Source organism: Zestomonas insulae (assembly GCF_016901015.1).
Taxonomy (GTDB): domain Bacteria; phylum Pseudomonadota; class Gammaproteobacteria; order Pseudomonadales; family Pseudomonadaceae; genus Aquipseudomonas; species Aquipseudomonas insulae.
Map to the genome: position 1 here is coordinate 36416 of NZ_JAFEUP010000003.1, position 16713 is coordinate 53128.

Annotated in this window: 17 protein-coding genes and 1 pseudogene; 12 read left to right on the forward strand and 6 right to left on the reverse strand. The window is 56.8% G+C overall.

Annotation, left to right across the window (positions count from 1 at the left end; genetic code table 11):
- Positions 1–5 precede the first annotated feature (5 nt).
- The 4 genes from JQX08_RS10045 to JQX08_RS10060 all read right to left on the reverse strand — a co-directional run bounded on the left by JQX08_RS10045 (position 6) and on the right by JQX08_RS10060 (position 3666).
- On the reverse strand, positions 6–890 hold the full coding sequence (locus JQX08_RS10045; RefSeq protein ID WP_205348246.1) for a CmcJ/NvfI family oxidoreductase: 885 nt from the start codon (positions 888–890) through the stop codon (positions 6–8).
- Positions 891–940: 50 nt separating this feature from the next.
- Entirely contained in the window at positions 941–1315 is a 375-nt protein-coding gene (locus JQX08_RS10050; protein ID WP_205348247.1) for a nuclear transport factor 2 family protein, read from the reverse strand.
- A 10-nt stretch (positions 1316–1325) separates the two neighbouring features.
- Positions 1326–2522: an FAD-dependent oxidoreductase gene (locus JQX08_RS10055; protein WP_205348248.1), complete on the reverse strand. Its 1197-nt coding sequence runs from the start codon at positions 2520–2522 to the stop codon at positions 1326–1328.
- Positions 2523–2583: 61 nt separating this feature from the next.
- Positions 2584–3666: an alpha/beta hydrolase gene (locus JQX08_RS10060; protein ID WP_205348249.1), complete on the reverse strand. Its 1083-nt coding sequence runs from the start codon at positions 3664–3666 to the stop codon at positions 2584–2586.
- Between the two features lie 284 nt (positions 3667–3950).
- Between JQX08_RS10060 and JQX08_RS10065 the strand changes: the two genes are divergently transcribed.
- The 12 genes and pseudogenes from JQX08_RS10065 to JQX08_RS22225 all read left to right on the forward strand — a co-directional run bounded on the left by JQX08_RS10065 (position 3951) and on the right by JQX08_RS22225 (position 15784).
- Entirely contained in the window at positions 3951–4823 is an 873-nt protein-coding gene (locus tag JQX08_RS10065; RefSeq protein ID WP_205348250.1) for an HpcH/HpaI aldolase/citrate lyase family protein, read from the forward strand.
- Positions 4824–5089: 266 nt separating this feature from the next.
- A complete protein-coding gene (locus JQX08_RS10070) occupies positions 5090–6145 on the forward strand; it encodes a maleylacetate reductase (RefSeq protein WP_205348251.1) in 1056 nt (351 codons plus the stop codon).
- A gap of 33 nt (positions 6146–6178) precedes the next feature.
- Complete coding sequence (locus tag JQX08_RS10075; protein ID WP_205348252.1) at positions 6179–7135, forward strand: VOC family protein; 957 nt, start codon at positions 6179–6181, stop codon at positions 7133–7135.
- An 11-nt stretch (positions 7136–7146) separates the two neighbouring features.
- Entirely contained in the window at positions 7147–7791 is a 645-nt protein-coding gene (locus JQX08_RS10080) for an alpha/beta hydrolase (RefSeq protein WP_205348253.1), read from the forward strand.
- A gap of 201 nt (positions 7792–7992) precedes the next feature.
- Entirely contained in the window at positions 7993–9948 is a 1956-nt protein-coding gene (locus tag JQX08_RS10085; protein WP_205348254.1) for a methyl-accepting chemotaxis protein, read from the forward strand.
- A 139-nt stretch (positions 9949–10087) separates the two neighbouring features.
- Positions 10088–10732, forward strand: a complete 645-nt coding sequence (locus JQX08_RS10090) for a hypothetical protein (protein WP_205348255.1) — start codon at positions 10088–10090, stop codon at positions 10730–10732.
- Positions 10733–11617: 885 nt separating this feature from the next.
- Positions 11618–12106: a DMT family transporter gene (locus tag JQX08_RS22410; RefSeq protein ID WP_346727589.1), complete on the forward strand. Its 489-nt coding sequence runs from the start codon at positions 11618–11620 to the stop codon at positions 12104–12106.
- 44 nt (positions 12107–12150) lie between these two features.
- Positions 12151–12552 carry an EamA family transporter gene (locus JQX08_RS22415; RefSeq protein ID WP_346727596.1) on the forward strand — a complete coding sequence of 134 codons (402 nt, stop codon included), beginning with the start codon at positions 12151–12153 and terminating at the stop codon, positions 12550–12552.
- 597 nt (positions 12553–13149) lie between these two features.
- On the forward strand, positions 13150–13455 hold the full coding sequence (locus tag JQX08_RS10100) for a plasmid mobilization protein (RefSeq protein ID WP_205348256.1): 306 nt from the start codon (positions 13150–13152) through the stop codon (positions 13453–13455).
- Positions 13456–13570: 115 nt separating this feature from the next.
- A pseudogene (locus JQX08_RS22445) lies at positions 13571–13891 on the forward strand (relaxase/mobilization nuclease domain-containing protein); the annotation flags it as partial.
- An 811-nt stretch (positions 13892–14702) separates the two neighbouring features.
- The gene (locus tag JQX08_RS22220) at positions 14703–15023 is read left to right on the forward strand and encodes a hypothetical protein (RefSeq protein ID WP_239482126.1); all 321 of its coding nucleotides are present in this window, start codon (positions 14703–14705) and stop codon (positions 15021–15023) included.
- Between the two features lie 62 nt (positions 15024–15085).
- Complete coding sequence (locus tag JQX08_RS22225) at positions 15086–15784, forward strand: hypothetical protein (protein ID WP_239482127.1); 699 nt, start codon at positions 15086–15088, stop codon at positions 15782–15784.
- 122 nt (positions 15785–15906) lie between these two features.
- On the opposite strand, the gene JQX08_RS22420 is transcribed toward JQX08_RS22225, so the two are convergent.
- Together JQX08_RS22420 and JQX08_RS22230 are read right to left on the reverse strand one after the other, a co-directional pair.
- Positions 15907–16353: a type II toxin-antitoxin system CcdA family antitoxin gene (locus tag JQX08_RS22420; protein ID WP_346727590.1), complete on the reverse strand. Its 447-nt coding sequence runs from the start codon at positions 16351–16353 to the stop codon at positions 15907–15909.
- Between the two features lie 83 nt (positions 16354–16436).
- Positions 16437–16667 carry an AbrB/MazE/SpoVT family DNA-binding domain-containing protein gene (locus tag JQX08_RS22230; RefSeq protein ID WP_239482128.1) on the reverse strand — a complete coding sequence of 77 codons (231 nt, stop codon included), beginning with the start codon at positions 16665–16667 and terminating at the stop codon, positions 16437–16439.
- Positions 16668–16713: the final 46 nt, after the last annotated feature.

Genomic DNA, 16713 nt, shown 5'->3' on the forward strand with positions numbered 1-16713 from the left:
AGGGATCAGTCGAAGAAGGCAAAAAAACGGGCTTCAACGCTGACGCGCGGAATGGCCTGATCAGTTGCGGACGGATCGTCGAACGCGGTATGCATCGCATTCATCGAGTGCGGAATGTCACTGTCGAACCCTTTGAAGATGAGCAAATCCTCGGGCTCCATGTCGGACAGGTAGTACCACTGGTGCGCCGGATTGGCCAGGCAGAGGCGGGATTCAAAAAACGCTCCCGGTTTGTCCCGAGGACCGATCACGGAGTCCATGACAACTGCATCGGTACCCGAAGCACTACGCCCATCACAGATAGCTAAAGTGCTGTCCTGAGGCGGACCGGAAATCACACGCCATGTTTGGAACACCATGAAGCGTCGGTAGGGTTTGATATCGATCCCGGTTTCTTCCAGCGACCAGCGCAGGAATTTGTTGGCCGAGTCCTCAGTGAAATCGAGGTGGACGAAGGTCGCAGGTGTGGCCCAGGACTTTTTCTTGGCGCGGTTGGACGTGCGAACGAGTAAACCGCTGGTTTGTGCGATTACCTCACGAGCGCCAGTCAGCTGCTGGAGATAGGCGGCAATTTCGCTCTGGTAGACCTCGTTAATCTCACTGTGCACGCCTTGGAGCGTGAGGTTCTGGTCGCGAAGCTCGGGGCGGGCGGCGGCTTCACTGGAGTGGCGCACGTACGCGAACCCGTGGGTATCGAGATTGAAGGTGTCGCGTACTTTTCGTACATCGCGAATTTGAACGGTGCTGGGTACGAAGGCGATATTCATTTTGTCGGGTTCGACAGTATCGAATACGGCACGTCCAGAAATCTCGCCAGCGTAGTTTACTTCCGCGGTGACAAACGGGAGTGTTTCGACGATGTCGGATTGCTTCGCGGCTAGGTTGGTCATGATCTAGCTCCTCTTACTTGTTCTTATTCATTGATACGGCTGCAGGCGATTCAAAAAAACGCGGCTACGACCGGGGCGCTGTCCACGTACTCACGGGACTCAGAGATCTTTCCGTCGCGAATCACAAACATGAAGTGGTACTGATTCTTGTACTGGCGGCCAGTAGTGGTTTCGGCCTGGGCCTCGACCTCAACGGACACCCGATCTGCTTCCGCGGTGATACTGACGACCTTGCTGGAAAAGCTGCTCATCAATGTGCCGAGTTGCTTGAACTGCTCCCGCAGCTGTTCTTTGTTATGAGTGCCTGCCATGGGGTGCCAGAAGGTCGCGTCGTCTGCCGCCAGGTTCAAGGCAGCATCGATATCGCCTGCGGCAACGAGCTCCATGTAATTCAGAATCAGCGCCTTGTTGTTGTCGGTGCTCATGGAGTGCTCCTTAGAAGTAGCGATTGGGGACGGAGGGCTGCGTTTCGAGTTGGCGCGAGAACAGCAGCCGCTCGAGTCGGAAGTCCTTGTCACTGGCAAGGCGACGCAAACGCACAAGATCTTCCTCAAGGCGTTTAGGGTCATCGGAGTGATAGATCAGGCGCTTGTTCTCGCTGGCCTGTGGCGAAGCGATCTTCAGGAATTTTTCCTTACGCTCTTCGGCCCATTGATCAAGGACGCTTTCATCAGCGTCACCACGCATGACGGCGGTCAGCGTTGGGTAGAGTGCATAGGCATCAAAAAGCCCGGAGGTTAGGCCCAGGCCGCCGGTGGGGTTGGTCGCGTGGGCAGCGTCGCCCGCCAGGATGACTCGACCGACTCGGAAACGCTCAGCGGCGCGTTGGTGCATGCGATAGGGGGAGTACTGCACCAACTCGTAATTCGTGACGCCAGGCAAGATCACCTTGAAGAATTCAGGCATGCGCTCGAGCACTTTGTCTTCCGGCAGATCGGCGCTCTCGCAGTAGGTGCACCGCCACAGTCCCGTGTCATCGATCTTGGCGATGATCGCGCCATACTTTGAGTCGATCATGAGGGTGGAGCGCGCATAGCCGTGCTTCTCAAAATCGTAACGGATGTTGGTCGCTACAAATCGCTCCGGCCAGGTAATCCCCTCGAACTCGATATCCAGCAACTCGCGCACCCGGCTGCGAGCCCCGTCAGCGGCGACGACCCTGTCTGCGGTGAAAGTACGAGACTGTCCGTCTTGCTCAGCGGTCAAAGTTACGGATTTCTCGTCTTGCTGAAGGCCTACCACCTTCGTATTCCAAATTACCTGTGCATTAGGCAGGCGAAGGAGATGCGCGAGGGCTACTTCAGCAAGTTTGTCCTGCCCAAGGTGCAGGTTGTAGGCATACGGGGTATGCGGTTCGAGATCTTTGAGGCTCCATTCGATCTTCTCGCGCGTTCCGAATACTAGGTAGCAGTAGTCCTGTTTTCTGAAGCCAAGCTTTTCCGCATCCTCACGGATGCCCAGGCGGTCTAGCCCGGCCACTACCGACCAGTGGTAGACCATCGCTCGCGGGGAATTGACGATGGCGGGTTCGCGCTCGATGACGGTGACGTCCACGCCGGATTTTGCGAGGCCCAGCGCAGTGATTAGTCCGGTAGGGCCAGCGCCTACGACGATTACTTTGCTTTCCGACATACCAAGTATCTCCGATTCGGGGTGGCCGCCTCGGTGGACGGCCAGAGGTGTAGGCGTGGTGTCACTGCACGTTTTCGGCTATCCAGGATTCGAGTAAGGCAGCGATCGAATCGCTGTTCTTCTCGAGCATCATGGCGTGACCATTTCCAGTAATGCCGGCGTTCTCGAGGCGGAGGTGCTCCACAGATGCACCGGCCTGCCTGAGGAAGTCGACCGTGCCGTGGTTGTCCATTGCCATCCATGAGGCCGGAGCCGTTACGACGACGATTGGATAGCCTTGCAGGTTCGGCAGTTGTCGGGCGGGCTCTTGCTGAACCTGGCACGGGACGCAACCTGGCGACGCTGGACGTTCCTCGCGTGCAATTTCTGACGGCGATGCCGCAGGTGGGTCGAAGGTCAGCGGCGCTGCAGTGATTCCCCAGTCGAGACTGCCGTTGGGCCGTTGTGCGAAGGGAGGTCCCAGCGGTTCGATGGCGATGATGGCTTTGACCAACGCTGGACGCTCATCCGCCATCACCCAGCCACAGGGGCCTCCTGCTGAGTGAGTAAGCAAAATGGCTGGGCCGATCAGATCAAGGAGCTCCCCTCCTGCTTTGCGCATGAGGGAATGCACGATGGGCATGGCTGGGGACGGGCCAGCGCTGGCAGTGAACTGGTCCAGCGCGGGGTCGCCAATGGTGCCGTCGCCCGGCCATTCAGTCTGCAGGGCTGACCCAGGCCAGGCCATCGGGCCTTTTGCAGGAGCTGAGAAGAAGTTAGACAAGAACTCGTAAGTTGGAGGCGGGCTCATCGCACCGAGCAAGTCTGGGTGAAATGGAGAGCGCCCGTGCCCTGGTCGGTCCACAACGTATACCGCATAACCCTGTTGGACGAACCAGTGTGCCCACCCTGGACGGCCGTCAGCCGTTTGCAGGTAATCCAGCCCCTGCCCGCCGCCGCCGTGAATCATCACCAGAGGAGTTTCATGTTGAAGCTCGGCGGGTATCCAGTACTCGACATACATTTGGCCTGCCGCGCAAGTTCCGGCAGGCGTGCTCACCCTATCGATGCCGACCCAGAAGCTTCCTTGAGCCGCTAGGCTCAGGACCGCTTTGGACGCGGCGTGAAGGTCCTTGGGATTGAGTGACCTAACACGATTGCTCATGTGTTTCGCCCTGTTCTTGTGATTGTTCATATAGGAGCTAGGAGCGGTGGAGTCGCATGGACTCATATGCCTCTATCTAAGGGGTAATGACCTCACAATGTCAATATGTTGCGTACAACTATTACGCTATTTGCGCACGGATCAGGCCTTCGCTGCGCTGTGATGAGTTTGGGTAATTTCATATAAGTCATTGTTATAAATAGAGTATTTTTTTTTATTTAGATTTTCGTTGACGCGATTTCGCATGATTTGTGATATTTGTACGTACAAACAGCGAGGTCGTGATGATCAGATCAATGCTTTTCGCGCCGGGCAATCACCTGCGCCGTACTCAAAAAGCCTTCACGCTGGGAGCGGATGCGGTGGTCCTGGATCTGGAGGATGCCTGCCCGCTGGCGGAGAAGGTCGCTGCGCGGCAAATGGTCGTTGATGCATTAATGCAGCCCAGAGGGTGCCTGGGTTATGTGCGCATCAACTCACTAGAAACTGAGTTTGCCTATGGGGACATTCAGTCTGTAGTCCGGCCGGGCGTCGATGGCTTGATGCTGACCAAGGTTGAGAGCGCCGAGCAGTTGCGGCAAGTGGATTGGGTCATTGGGCAGTTGGAGCGAGAGCGGCAGATGCCGGTCGGTGGCTTCGATCTGGTGCCACTCGTTGAAACGGCGAAAGGGTTCGCTTCGATATTTCAGATTGCTGCGGCGTGCCCTCGCGTGAAGCGTTTGGCGGTCGGCTCAGGTGACCTCACCTACGACATAGGAGTGGAGCAGACCGCGGGTGAGGAGGAGCTCCTTTATTACCGGAGCTTGGCGGTGCATGCGTCACGCTCTGCAGGGATTGAGGCGCCAATTGATGCCGCTTGGTTGCGGGTCGAAGATCCAGACGGTTATCGGCTCGCGGTAGAACGCACGCGGATGCATGGCTTTCAAGGGCGCCTTTGCATTCATCCAAACCAGGTGGAGCTGGCTAACGCAGCCATGACACCTTCTGAGCAAGTCGTTGACCAGGCGCGTCGAATTGACGATGCCTTTCGCCAGGCTGAGTCGCAGGGCCTGGCGGCCATTCAGGTTGACGGCCTATTAGTTGATTACCCGATTGCCTACCGGGCCAGAAGAGTGCTTGCGCTGGCGACGCGCATTGGCACCCTCGAGGCGCAGTAGAGTTAACCGAGCTTGTCACCTTTTGGGGGTGGTGCCGAACCAAGGCGCTGCCCCCTTTTTTTTGCCTCCCATATCTCATCCGTACAAATACGTGTGAGTTGTCCTTCGCCTGAACGCCTGGTTTTGCCATTTGTCTAGAAAACAATTGACATGTTTGCTGGCCAGGTTCTAAGTTGTGCGTACAAATATTTCCTATCGGTTTGAGCGCTCAAAAGATGATCCACGGGCGTTCTCCGGTGGGGCAAAGCTTTAGCTAGGAGAGATGCATGCAGCCATTTGTTTACAACGCCTTGCCATCGCGAGTGGTTTTTGGTTTTGGCACTCTTGCCCAGGTTGCCGAGGAAGTTCGTGCGTTGGGATGTTCCAAAGCTCTGGTTCTGACTACTCCCCAGCAGCGGGCGTCAGGCGAAGCACTGGTGCGTCAGCTCGGGGACCTGGCCGTGGGGTTGTATGACAACGCCACCATGCACACCCCTGTGGAGGTCACGCGAGAGGCCTTGGCAGTAGTGGAAAGCGTGGGCGCTGATTGCGTGGTCGCCCTAGGCGGTGGATCCACCATTGGGCTAGGCAAGGCAATTGCGCTGCATACCGACTTGCCGCAAGTCGTCATCCCCACGACCTACGCTGGCTCTGAAGCTACCCCGATCATTGGCCAGACCGAAAATGGCTTGAAGACCACGCAACGCACTCTGAAGGTGCTGCCAGAAGTCATCATCTACGACGTGGATCTGACATTAAGTCTGCCGGCGCAGATGACGGTGACCAGCGGGATGAATGCCATCGCTCATGCGGTCGAGGCGCTGTATTCGAAAGATGCCAACCCTCTGATCTCTATGCTGGCCGAACAAGGTATCGCTGCTATCGGTCGAGCCCTGCCGCGCATCCACGCGAATCCCGAGGACAGGGAGGCACGGTCCGATGCGCTCTTCGGTGCTTGGGCTTGCGGTGTTTGCCTCGGGGCGGTCGGCATGTCCATCCATCACAAGTTGTGCCACACCTTGGGGGGCAGCTTTGACCTGCCGCATGCAGAAACTCACACCGTGGTTCTGCCTCACGCTGTTGCCTACAACACCGATGCTGCGCCCGAGGCGATGGCTCGTATCGCTCGTGCGCTGGGTGCTGAAACCGCGGCTCGCGGAATCTTTGATCTGGCAGCCAAGCACGGTGCTCCGATCCGACTTGCCGACATTGGCATGAAGGAAGCGGACATCTCTCGAGCCGTCGAGATCGCTTGCTCCTCGCCGTATTGGAACCCCCGCCCGATTGAACCAGCGGCAATTCGTCAGTTGCTTGATAACGCCTTCTCCGGCACCCGTCCCTGACTACGTTCGAAAATCTAACAAGAGGAGAACGCCATGAAGCTCAACCCGCACATTCAGCGTCATCACCACATCACCCTCAACGTCGGCGGTGCGCAGGAGGATTACGACTTCCACACCAAGGTTCTAGGGCTAAAGAGCGTTAAGAAGACCGGGCTTTATGACGGGGAGGACCCAATCTACCACCTGTATTACGGAAACGATTTGGGTGAAGAGAGCACGTTGATTACTTGCTTCCCGTTCCGCCAGTCCGGCCGTAAGGCGCGACCAGGCAGTGGCCAGATCAAGACCCTCGCACTATCAGTTCCGGAGTCTTCCCTGGTGTTCTGGGCCAAGCATCTGGAGAGCCATGGCTTTAAGCCCGAGTACCAGGAGCGATTCGGAGAAAAGCTTCTGCACTTCGCGCACCCGTGTGGCATCTGCTACGAGTTGGTCGGCATTTCCGACGATGATCGGAAGCCGTACTCCAACGGAGTAGTTCCTGAAGGCTTTGGTATTCGCGGCACTCATGGCATCACGGTGTCAGTGCGTGATCTGGAGAACTCGGCTGAGTTCATGCATTACGGTTGGAGCGGCTCGCTCAAGAATACTGACGGTATTTTTAGCCGCTATGAGGTCGGCAAAGGTGGCAGTGGCACGATCATCGATTTCGAGCTTGATTCGGATCTGCCTCAGGGCTCGTGGTCGTACGGCGAAGGCGTTGTGCATCACTGCGCTTTTGAGGTGAGCGACTTGGATATCCAGCGTGACGTCAAGCTTCACCTAGAGGGGCTGGGTTACACCGACGTCTCTGATCGCAAGGATCGGGGGTATTTCGACTCCGTGTATGTGCGTACGCCGGGTGGCGCTTTGTTCGAGGCGACCGTTTCCAAGCCCAAAGGCTTCTTGGTGGACGAATCCTATGAGGATCTGGGTAAGACTATCCAGGTGCCGCCACAGATGGCTGCTCGTGCAGAGGAAATTGCCGCCTATCTCGAACCTCTGAAGTACTGAGGGGAAAGCTGATGAGCGAAAATGTTCATATGCTTCCGCCGCTCCACACCTTGGGCCCAGCGCCCGAGGCTGTCGGGGCGGCGGCGATCCTCATTCATGGCCGCACCCAATCTCCTGCGGACATGTTCGCGATTGCGGATCGTCTGGATTTCCCCAATCTGCCTTACGTGGCGGTAGAGGCTGCCGGTAACTCTTGGTATCCGGACAAGTTCATGGCCCCGCTGGCCAACAACCAGCCATTCCTTGATTTTGCCTTGGAGCGCATCGAGTCGCTGGTAGCCCAGCTCGAAGCGATTGGGATTCCGCGGTCTCGGATTATCCTGCTTGGCTTTTCGCAGGGTGCCTGCCTGGCTTGCGAGTACGTGCATCGGCACCCAACACGTTGGGGCGGGCTTATTGCCTACACCGGTGGTTTGATTGGGCCAGCGGGTATGTCTTGGTTGACGCCCAAGGCATTGGCTGGAACACCTGTACTTCTTGCTAATAGCGACGACGACGTGTGGGTGCCGTTGGGCCGCACCCAGGAGAGCGCCACCGTTTTCGAGCGTATGGGAGCGGATGTGCACCTAGTCGTCTATCCGGGCATGGGGCATCTCGTAAATGAGGACGAGATTGCGCTGGGTAGGGGGCTAATCCAGAAGCTCTTGGCCAACTAGGTAATCGCGGTACCCCAGCAGGCGCTCCCGCTACGCACGCCCGTCTTCGTGTTGTGGTCAGAGAGCGTTTTGTCCTTCGATGGTTATGGCCCCACTGAAGGGAGCGCCTGTGGCGTGTTGTAGATGTTCGGCACTCTGACGAAACCGTGAGTTGATGCCGAGTGCATCAGGATGCCTGCGTAGCGAAATAAGGATAAGAATATGCCGCAGCTGCTTCGTACCCTATTAAATGACATGCCTGTCGGGCAAAAGCTCTTGGTCGCATTTGGCCTTGTGACTCTGCTGTCATTGGCGGCTATAGGCATCACATTCCAATCTTCGAACTCCCTCCTCTCTGATAGCTCGGAAGGGCAATCGATCGCCGAGATCAACTTGCTGTTGTTGCAGGCCCGAAATGCGGAGCGCGATTTTGCGGTAAGTCCCGACCAGGGCCATGCCCGACGGGTCGAAGATGCAATCTCAAAGCTTGGAAAGCGTGTCGCTGAGCTGTTGCGAGGTAGTGATTCTGCAGCGAAGAAGCGCCTCGAGCAGATCCGAGTAAGCAGCGAACAGTATCTTGATCAGTTTCGGAACTTCGCTGCCAGCTCGCAGGATGCCGGCCAGGCGCTGAAGGAGATGCAGAAGCAGGCGGACGAGGCGCGTATCCAGTTCGAGTTCGTCGAGTTGGATATGCTCGATTCCCTCCGCGAAAGCCAACTCAATCAGAGCACCGCGGACCCTGCCACGCTTACGCAGGCAGAAAGCGCTTCTCGGCTTATGCGTATGTTGCTCGCGATTCGTGTGCTGGAGTTTGCCTTCGTTGAGGACGGCGGGGAGAAGCGACTACTGGAGTGGCGGGACATTGTCCAAGGAATCGCCGAGCAGGTGGCGCGTCTAAAAGTCTCGGGGAAGGAAGAGCATCAGGACGTTCTTCAGGCAGCCGAGGACGCGGTCATCGCATATCGTGCTGCATTTGAGCGCTACAGCGATAGACGGGTAGCCAACGAGCGCAGCTCAATAGTTATGCGGCAGCTTGCGGACCATGTGCTGCAGCAGGCCAACGATACGCTAGCGGCACAGCGTAAGAGCATGGAAGCTCGCGCGCACGCAGTGATTCAGCTGTTGTGCATTAGCGCAATTGTCATCTTGGTCCTAGCGGCGCTGGCAGGCTGGGCGGTTCGTCAGCTAATTCTTCCCCCATTGCGTCAAACCTTGGAGGTTGCCCGCGTCATCGCTGCTGGAGACCTCCGGCAGACCGTCATGCCTGATCGTCGGGATGAGTTGGGTCGATTGGGGCAGGCAATGGGGGCAATGGCTTCCAACCTCCGCGGCCTCGCACAACGAATCGCTGCGGGAGTTGAACAGCTTCATCTATCCGCTGGCGAACTGCAGCAGGCGAGCCTCATAAGCAATGAGGGGGCTCTGGCGCAGCAACGCGAGTCAGAGCTAGCGGCTACCTCAACCCAGGAAATGGCTCGCTCGGCTCAAGCGGTTTCGCGCCATGCTGAGCAAGCCTCCGAAGCTGCTGTTCAGGCTAATCAACAAGCCAGCGCCGGCGAACGTATTGTGCGCCAAAGTGCGAATCAGATCGGTTTGCTAGCGCGCGAACTGGATGGCTCGCGGCAAGCGATTCGAGAGCTGCACCAGAGCAGCGAGCGCATTGGTGGCGTGCTGGATGTAATCAAGGCCGTTGCCGAACAGACCAACCTGCTCGCGCTCAACGCTGCTATTGAGGCCGCTCGTGCCGGAGAGCAGGGGCGAGGCTTTGCAGTGGTGGCAGATGAAGTTCGTGGGCTGGCGCAGCGCACTCAGCACTCAACCTCGGAAATTGAACAGCTCGTTGCGGAGCTTCAGAGCATGTCAGCCTCTGCAGTTCAGCGGATGACGCGAAGTGCAGAGCTGGGCCAGGAAGCTGTTGCTTTCGGAGAGGAGGCGCAGCAGGCGCTAGGTTTGATTACACAGGCCGTCAGCAGCATTGAAGAGCTCAATCTGCAGATTGCAGATGCAGCCACCGAGCAGAGTCGGGTCGCAGATGAAATTAGTCAGAATGTCGAGCGTGTGTACAGCATCGCGGATCAAGGTGCGCACGCAACTCGGCGAGTCTCTGATTCGAGTGCGGACTTGGCTCGACTAGGGAGTGAGCTGCAAGTGTTAGTGAGGCAGTTCCGAACTGAGTAAGTCACGAGTTGCTGCTCGATCCCAGAGGAAACTGAATTCCATGCGATGCCTTCCCATTCTGTTGCTTTTCGGTTTTTGGTCTAACACTGCTGCTATGGCTGGAGAGCTGGCTTGGGGCCAGTGGCAGCAGCTCCGGAGCTTGGGCTATCTCGTTACATCAGCTGCGCTAGTAAATTTCAATGACTTCGAAGGCGCTCCGGGCGCTGGCCGCGTTGACACTTACCAGCAGGACCTGCAAAGCATGCTGGTTGCGGCAAAAGAACTGCGGTCCCCGGAAGCACAGCGGCTAGTCGGATCAATGGCGGCGCAGCTCCAAGATTTGGACGAGCAACCGCAGCAGGGCGTTAATCGCTCCGGCCACGGCCTTGAAAAGCTGTTGGAGTTTCAGCTTCAGTTGGACGCAAACGCATCTGCGAAGTACGAGCAGCAAGCGTTGGATATTGACCCGACCACTCGAGAACTTCACAAGCTGAGCCTGAATATCGGAAGAGCTCTGCAGGTCTATCAAGTGCGAACGTTTCGAGCGCTCCCGAGTTACTTCCTGGATATTTCTGAGGCGCGGATTCGAAGCCTGGACGCCGAAATCAATGAATCATTCGCGAAGCTTCGAACCGGAGCTCCGCAGCTTGCGAGCGCGCTTACTGCGGCCCAGCGGCAATACGCCTTCGTCCGGGAGAAGCTGTTGGATGCTCATCAGACGTGGACACCAAGCGGCGTGGAGCGATTTCTGAGTCGCTGCGTACGTAGCCTTGATCAGCTAGCAGTGGAGAGCTCAGGAAGCTGATCTCTCGGCGTCGCTCCAATCAATGTACGTCGTTCCCCCAACTGACGCTCAGATGGGTTTGCCCCGCTAATTATCAGGCATCAAAGGCAGTTCAATGATTTTCACGGTTGCTCGTATACAGGAACTGACTCACTTTGAGTTTGATGAGTCAGCGCAAACACTGAGTGTGGGGTATCGCAATCCTCACCGGGCAAGCGGTGGAAAGCTTCTCGAGGTTCGTTTCGAGGGTGAAGCGTTGAGGAGCTTGCTTGCAGAGATCCGCCGACTGGATGGCGGAGGACAGAAGGGTTAGGTCCACCGGCAGGTGTGGTTATCCATGCTGAGCCGCTCTGGAATGGTCCAGGATTCACGCACCGGTGCATCGGTCCAAACGGTAAGAGTCCGTTTCTACCCATCGGGATATGCGTTAGCGGAATACGGCTTGCCACGAGAGGCTGTAGCGATAGCAGTCTCCGGTTTTTTGGCAGTAGCTAGTGAGCGCTACGTCTTGCTGGGGTTTGTAGGTATAGGCGTCTGTGCACCCGCCGAGGAGTAGAAGGGCGAAGCTTAAGGATAGATAGATGATCTTCATCTGGAGGCTCTCGTCTTTTTGTTTTTGTTTTGGGTGCGTATCGCATGTAAAGTCGCGATATTTGTACGCACAACATTAGCGAGATTCTCATGGATGGCAAGCCCGAAAAGAGAATTTTTAAACGGTGAAGGGGGCATAGCTCAATCACGCCAGAATGCCTAAATCTTAGGCGTTTTAGCGTGCCGCTTGATCTCCTCGTGAGGTGAGACGCAGCAGATGCTTTCTCCACCAGTGAACTGGGCGCCAAATTATGTGCGTACTAAATTGAGAAAGCATGGGGGCCGCCCGGGAGCTCTATGCATACCCGGAGCGCCATGAAAGCTTTGCTTGTGCTTTATCAGAGCGGCGTCCGTGGCGGTCGCTTGTTCGCGGTGCTCGCCGCTGCCGGCTTCAGTCTTAAAGCAATCTTCGTCAAGCTTGCCTATGCGGCAGGTCCCGTGGACGCCATTACGCTGCTTGCCTTGCGCATGGGCATAGCACTGCCACTTTTCCTCTGGCTGATCTGGTTGAGTGCGGACCGCAACTCGCCGCTAACCTTTCCCCAAGGCATGCGAGTGCTGCTGCTCGGCTTACTCGGCTACTACCTCTCGAGCCTCTTTGACTTCTATGGGCTAGAAAACATCAGTGCGGGACTGGAGAGGCTGATCTTGTTTACCTACCCAACAATGGTTCTGCTGCTTCAGGCAGTCGTTGTCCGTGAGCGACCGTCTCGGCGTACCCTGTTCGCAATGATCTGCTGCTACTCGGGATTGGGAATTGCTTTCCTGCACGATATGCACGCCCCGGCAGCAGTGCTGACCTGATCAAAGGCTCTGCTTGGGTGCTGGCTAGCGCCGTCACTTTTGCGATGTACTACTTCGGAGCAGGGGTCATGCTGCGGCAGCTGGGCTCCATGCGCCTTGCTGGATTGGCTGGGGCTGCGTCGTCCGTCATGGTACTTATCCACTACCTTGTAACGGGCCAGCCAATGCAACTCGCTAGCTTGCCTAGCCTGGTATGGGTCTTTGCTGCGCTGATGGCGCTCTGCTCAACGGTCTTGCCGATCTATTGGATGGCGCTTGCCATTCAGCGAATGGGAACGACCCACGCCGCAGCCGTGGGAAACCTAGGACCTGTGCTCACCGTGTTTGCAGCCTGGCTTGTGCTTGGCGAAACCGTTTCCATCTATCAGCTAATTGGACTGGCACTGGTGCTGTTCGGCGTCTCGAGCGTGAAGGCTGGCAATGCGGCTTCTAAAAGTAGCGACTAGATAAATTGCCCCACCCAGAGCAGGGACATATTTCTAGTAGAAGTTTTGGCTAATTGTTCTGCCAAAAAAGAACGAATGTATTGCTCGCAAGCAGTAGTTCGCCCTCAGCGCTTGATCTCTACTTCTGGCGAATGCGCAAAATGGTGTTGCTGCTGCCGCATGATATCCGTCCAATTGAGGATGCCGCTGCCCAAATGCGGTAAGCGCCAGCCTGCTTCGGATGTGCCTGGCGCAGGTCGGTCTCGCTGGTCCGCAATCGGAAATGCACGGCCGAATTGGGAGTTTGGGTACCCAAGGTTGGAAATTGACGGCCGAACTTAGAAACACACTCGTAGTGAGTGATTACGCCGTTCGTCGGTGATTTGGCCGGAAATTACCGAGTTTCCGCCTGAAACGACCAAGTTTCCTTGGCTCCGTTTTTTGCGCTTTTCCCCGTGCGATACTTTTTATCGAACCGCGAATTTGCGAGCAAAGGCGTTGTACGTCACTTCGTTCCGCCCAACGCGGGCTCGCTTTTTCTGCGCTGCGCTTGAAAAAGAAAAGGCCTAATTAATAGGTCAATAGCATTGACATAAAAATAATAACAAGGTGCTCCTTATGAATCAGAAGACGGCGAGGCTGAGCCTCCGAATTACCCCCTCCGACAAGAAAATCATCACTGCTAGGGCCCGTGAACTACGCCTCAGCGTGACCGACTGGCTGCTCCGTGCTGCTCTGGACCGCGAAATCGTGCCACCTCGGTCAGTCTGGGATGCCGAGTCGATCAATCAGCTCGCTCGTATCGGCAACAACCTCAACCAGTTGGCTTATTGGGCGAACACGGGGGTGTTCGTGGACGATTCCTCTTTGCATGACATTGCGGTTGAGTTACGTGCCTTGCGAGCGCTGTTGGATGATTTTTAAAGTCAGAAAACACCGATCGAAGCGGCATTTGCGCAACCTGGTTCGGTATCTGCTGTCGCGCAAGGGCAAGTCAAACGAGAGGGTGCTGCGGCACGAATCGCTCAATGCGTTGCCGATGTTGCCCGGTGAGACGCCACTCAACTATGCCAAGCAATGGACCACGGCATTGTGGGCGTTCACAGCGACAGAGCGTTGCGGGAAAAAGCCACCGGAGGATTATTTTGTTCACTCCGTGCTGAGCTTTTTTCCGGGAAGCGCTGAGCATGCAGCGGATCGGCTCACTGCCGAGCAAGCCGTTGAGCTGGCGAAAGAGGCGATGGCCGAGGTCGCTTCGGGCGAGCGACAGGTCCTCTATGTTGTGCATGGCGATAAAGCTCACCTGCACGTGCACATTGTCTTCTCTGTTGTAGAGCGTGGTGGGCGGATCTGGAATCCCCGAATGGATTTTCGGTTGTGGGAAGCTGCCGCTGCGCGGCTGGAAATAAAGCACGGCCTGTATCGGGTGTCGGTTGGCCGACCTGGTGGTGAGCCGGCACGGAGGAAATTGCCTACGGCAAATGAGCTTAATCGGAGCATCCGTACCGGACAGCCTTCTGACCGAATGCTGCTTCAGCGACTGGTGGATGCAGCGCTGGCTGGACGGCCGTCATTCCCAGTGTTCTGGCAGCGCTTGCTTGAGGCAGGCGTGACCCCCATTCCCCGTATTGCGAGTACAGGCCGAGTCTCAGGGATCTCCTTCCAGTACGGGGATAGGCTGCCGATGAAAGGCAGTGATCTGGGAAAGGGCTACTCGTGGAACGCGCTTGCAAAGCAGCTGAACTTTGCCGCCTCGCAGCACCTGCATCTACTCCGGCCATTTGCGGTAGAGCAACCGGTTGAGAGCGGAGAGGTACATATCGAGTCAGATCCTGGTGTGCTGCCGGACCCCGCCTTAGAGGTGCTGCCCAGGCTTTCCCGTTTTGTTGCGAAGCCACGGGACGAGCGACGTATCGATTGGGTCTGGCGCAGCCGGCCAACACGGACTGCCTTTGTCGAATCACCCAAAGTGTTTTTGGCGTCGTCGTCCCACCCAGCCGTATATGAAGCCATTGCTGAGCGAGCCCGGCTGCGCGGTGCGAAACGCATGGTGGTCAAGGGGGATGAGTCGTTTCGCCGACGGCTGTGGTACGAGTTGGCTCTGCGGAACATTTCGACCGTGGGCTATGAGCCGACAGACGCAGATAAATTGAGATTAGGTTGGTGGATGAATGAGCAAGCTGAAAACAGCCGAGGCGATGACCCGGCAAGAAGTGGAGAGCCGAACGGAAGAGATGGCACTGGCGCTGGCGACGAAGCTGGACACGATGCGTCAGGCGAAAGTGTCGACCAGCGAGGAGTTAGCAGAGGTGATGTACCCGTTGCTCCAGGCGATGACATCACTCGCGCTGGAGAACCAGGTGCTCCTCAAGGAAATGCGCCTGCTGATGCGCAACGAGATCCAGCAAGCCCGAACCGAGATGGAAGAGATGCGTGCCTTGATGACGGATCTCAAGAGCTTGCTCATGACGGCCAAGACGGATCAGGCCTGACACCTGAAGTGCATCGCACGCCGTACCTGAGCCGTGCGACGCGCCTCGGAGAAGCGGCCTTGATGCGCCATGGTGTGCGATCCGTTGTGAACAACATGGCGTGGCGGGCTGCTATCGATATGTTGTGGGCGTTGGAGCGTCAATTTGCTCATTGGCGTATCGACTTCGGCGTTCCCGGAGAGGCGCTGCTGGGTGAGCTGATCCGTAGTGATCAGCTGTCCGCGAACTGGCCGAATCTGCAGGTGCTCAATAGTCAGGGTTGTAATGTGCAGCTGTCGCTCTCGTCCCAGGACAGTTGGCTGCACCTGGCTGGTGTGACCGAGGCAGACTTTGAGCAGCTGCGGCGTCAGGGGATGGTGCCGACCATCCGCTTCACCGCCGGTGGAGTGACTGAAGTTTATCTGCACGTAAATTTCGGCTGTGAGAGTCCGTCGGTTATGGCGCGTTTGGCTGAGCAAGTTCAGGGAGGTCTTCAGGCCACGGTGCAGGCTCACATTGGTGGGGTGTCGTTCCCTTTGCCGGGCTTCGATCGTTGGCAGGGTGGGCAGCTGCAACATTGCAGCGATGTCCATTTCCACGCTGCGACGATTGGGCGGCAGCTTTCAGAACCGTTGCGGCAGTTAAAGGGGGCGGTAGGTCGAGCACGATTCTTGGGGGCGCCGACCAGACCAAGCCCCGCTGCTTCTGCGCCGGCAGATGAGGTCGGAGTAAGAAAGACGCAGCCGTTACAGGAGGATCTGCCTCACCCAAGTGGACATTGATCGAGGCGAGCTTTTCAGCGATGGCGCGACCTTTGTGATTCGCTCCCTGTTGTGACTGTACGTCCGTAAACGTAGACGTTTGGAGCATCAAGCTGAGCGGTGTCTTCGTTACGGGCAGCGCATCAGAAACGCCGTAGGTCGTCGCTAAAGACCCCATTGTCTTGTACGTGTTGGTTGTAGGCACTTATGGCTGTCCGATTCTCCGCCAGCCATCTCCTGCGGTGTTCCGTCCTAAGAGCCTCGGCCAGAGCCTGCTCCAATTTCGTCGAAAGGTTAATGCCGAGCTCTGTGGCCTTGGTGAGCAGATCACCATTCACCCGGAGTTTGGCTGCGCGTTTAGGGGCATGAGAATCATAGAGGGTTGTCATTAGCATTCGCTCCTGGGTGGGTACGCGCACAGCTTGTGCACATGCGGTCGCGTAGTCGAAGGCGTAGGTATCTTGCTCCCGATCACGAGCGTCCGCTTCCGGCCCAACCCGGGTGTTGATATTTTTACATCGGAGCGGGGTTTCCCGCCCGACCAATTTTCCTCTGCTCCAAGGTTGATGGCCGCAGCTGGCAATGTGCATGGCTTCTCCTCCATAGAGGGAGGACAAAGATGGCCAGCCAGTGCCATGCGCTAACCGGTCAAAAGTGAACGCTCAGCAGGCACTTAAGCTATTGGCGGCTCTCTAGTGGAGTTGAAGTGCTCTACTAACTCGTCAGCTCGATCGGGGACACGTGGTGTTTTACTCAACACAACGCAGCGAGTTGTGCCTACAAACTCCTCCACGAGGTAGACGCTGTTACCAACATCTATCCCCATCTCCTGAAGGACCTCATCTGGAATCCGGATGGCTCCATCGCCATCCCAATCTTCAATTACCACACGGATTGGTGTCATTTATCAGGCCTGTGATTGGTGGGACTCATCACTATTTCCACGGTCT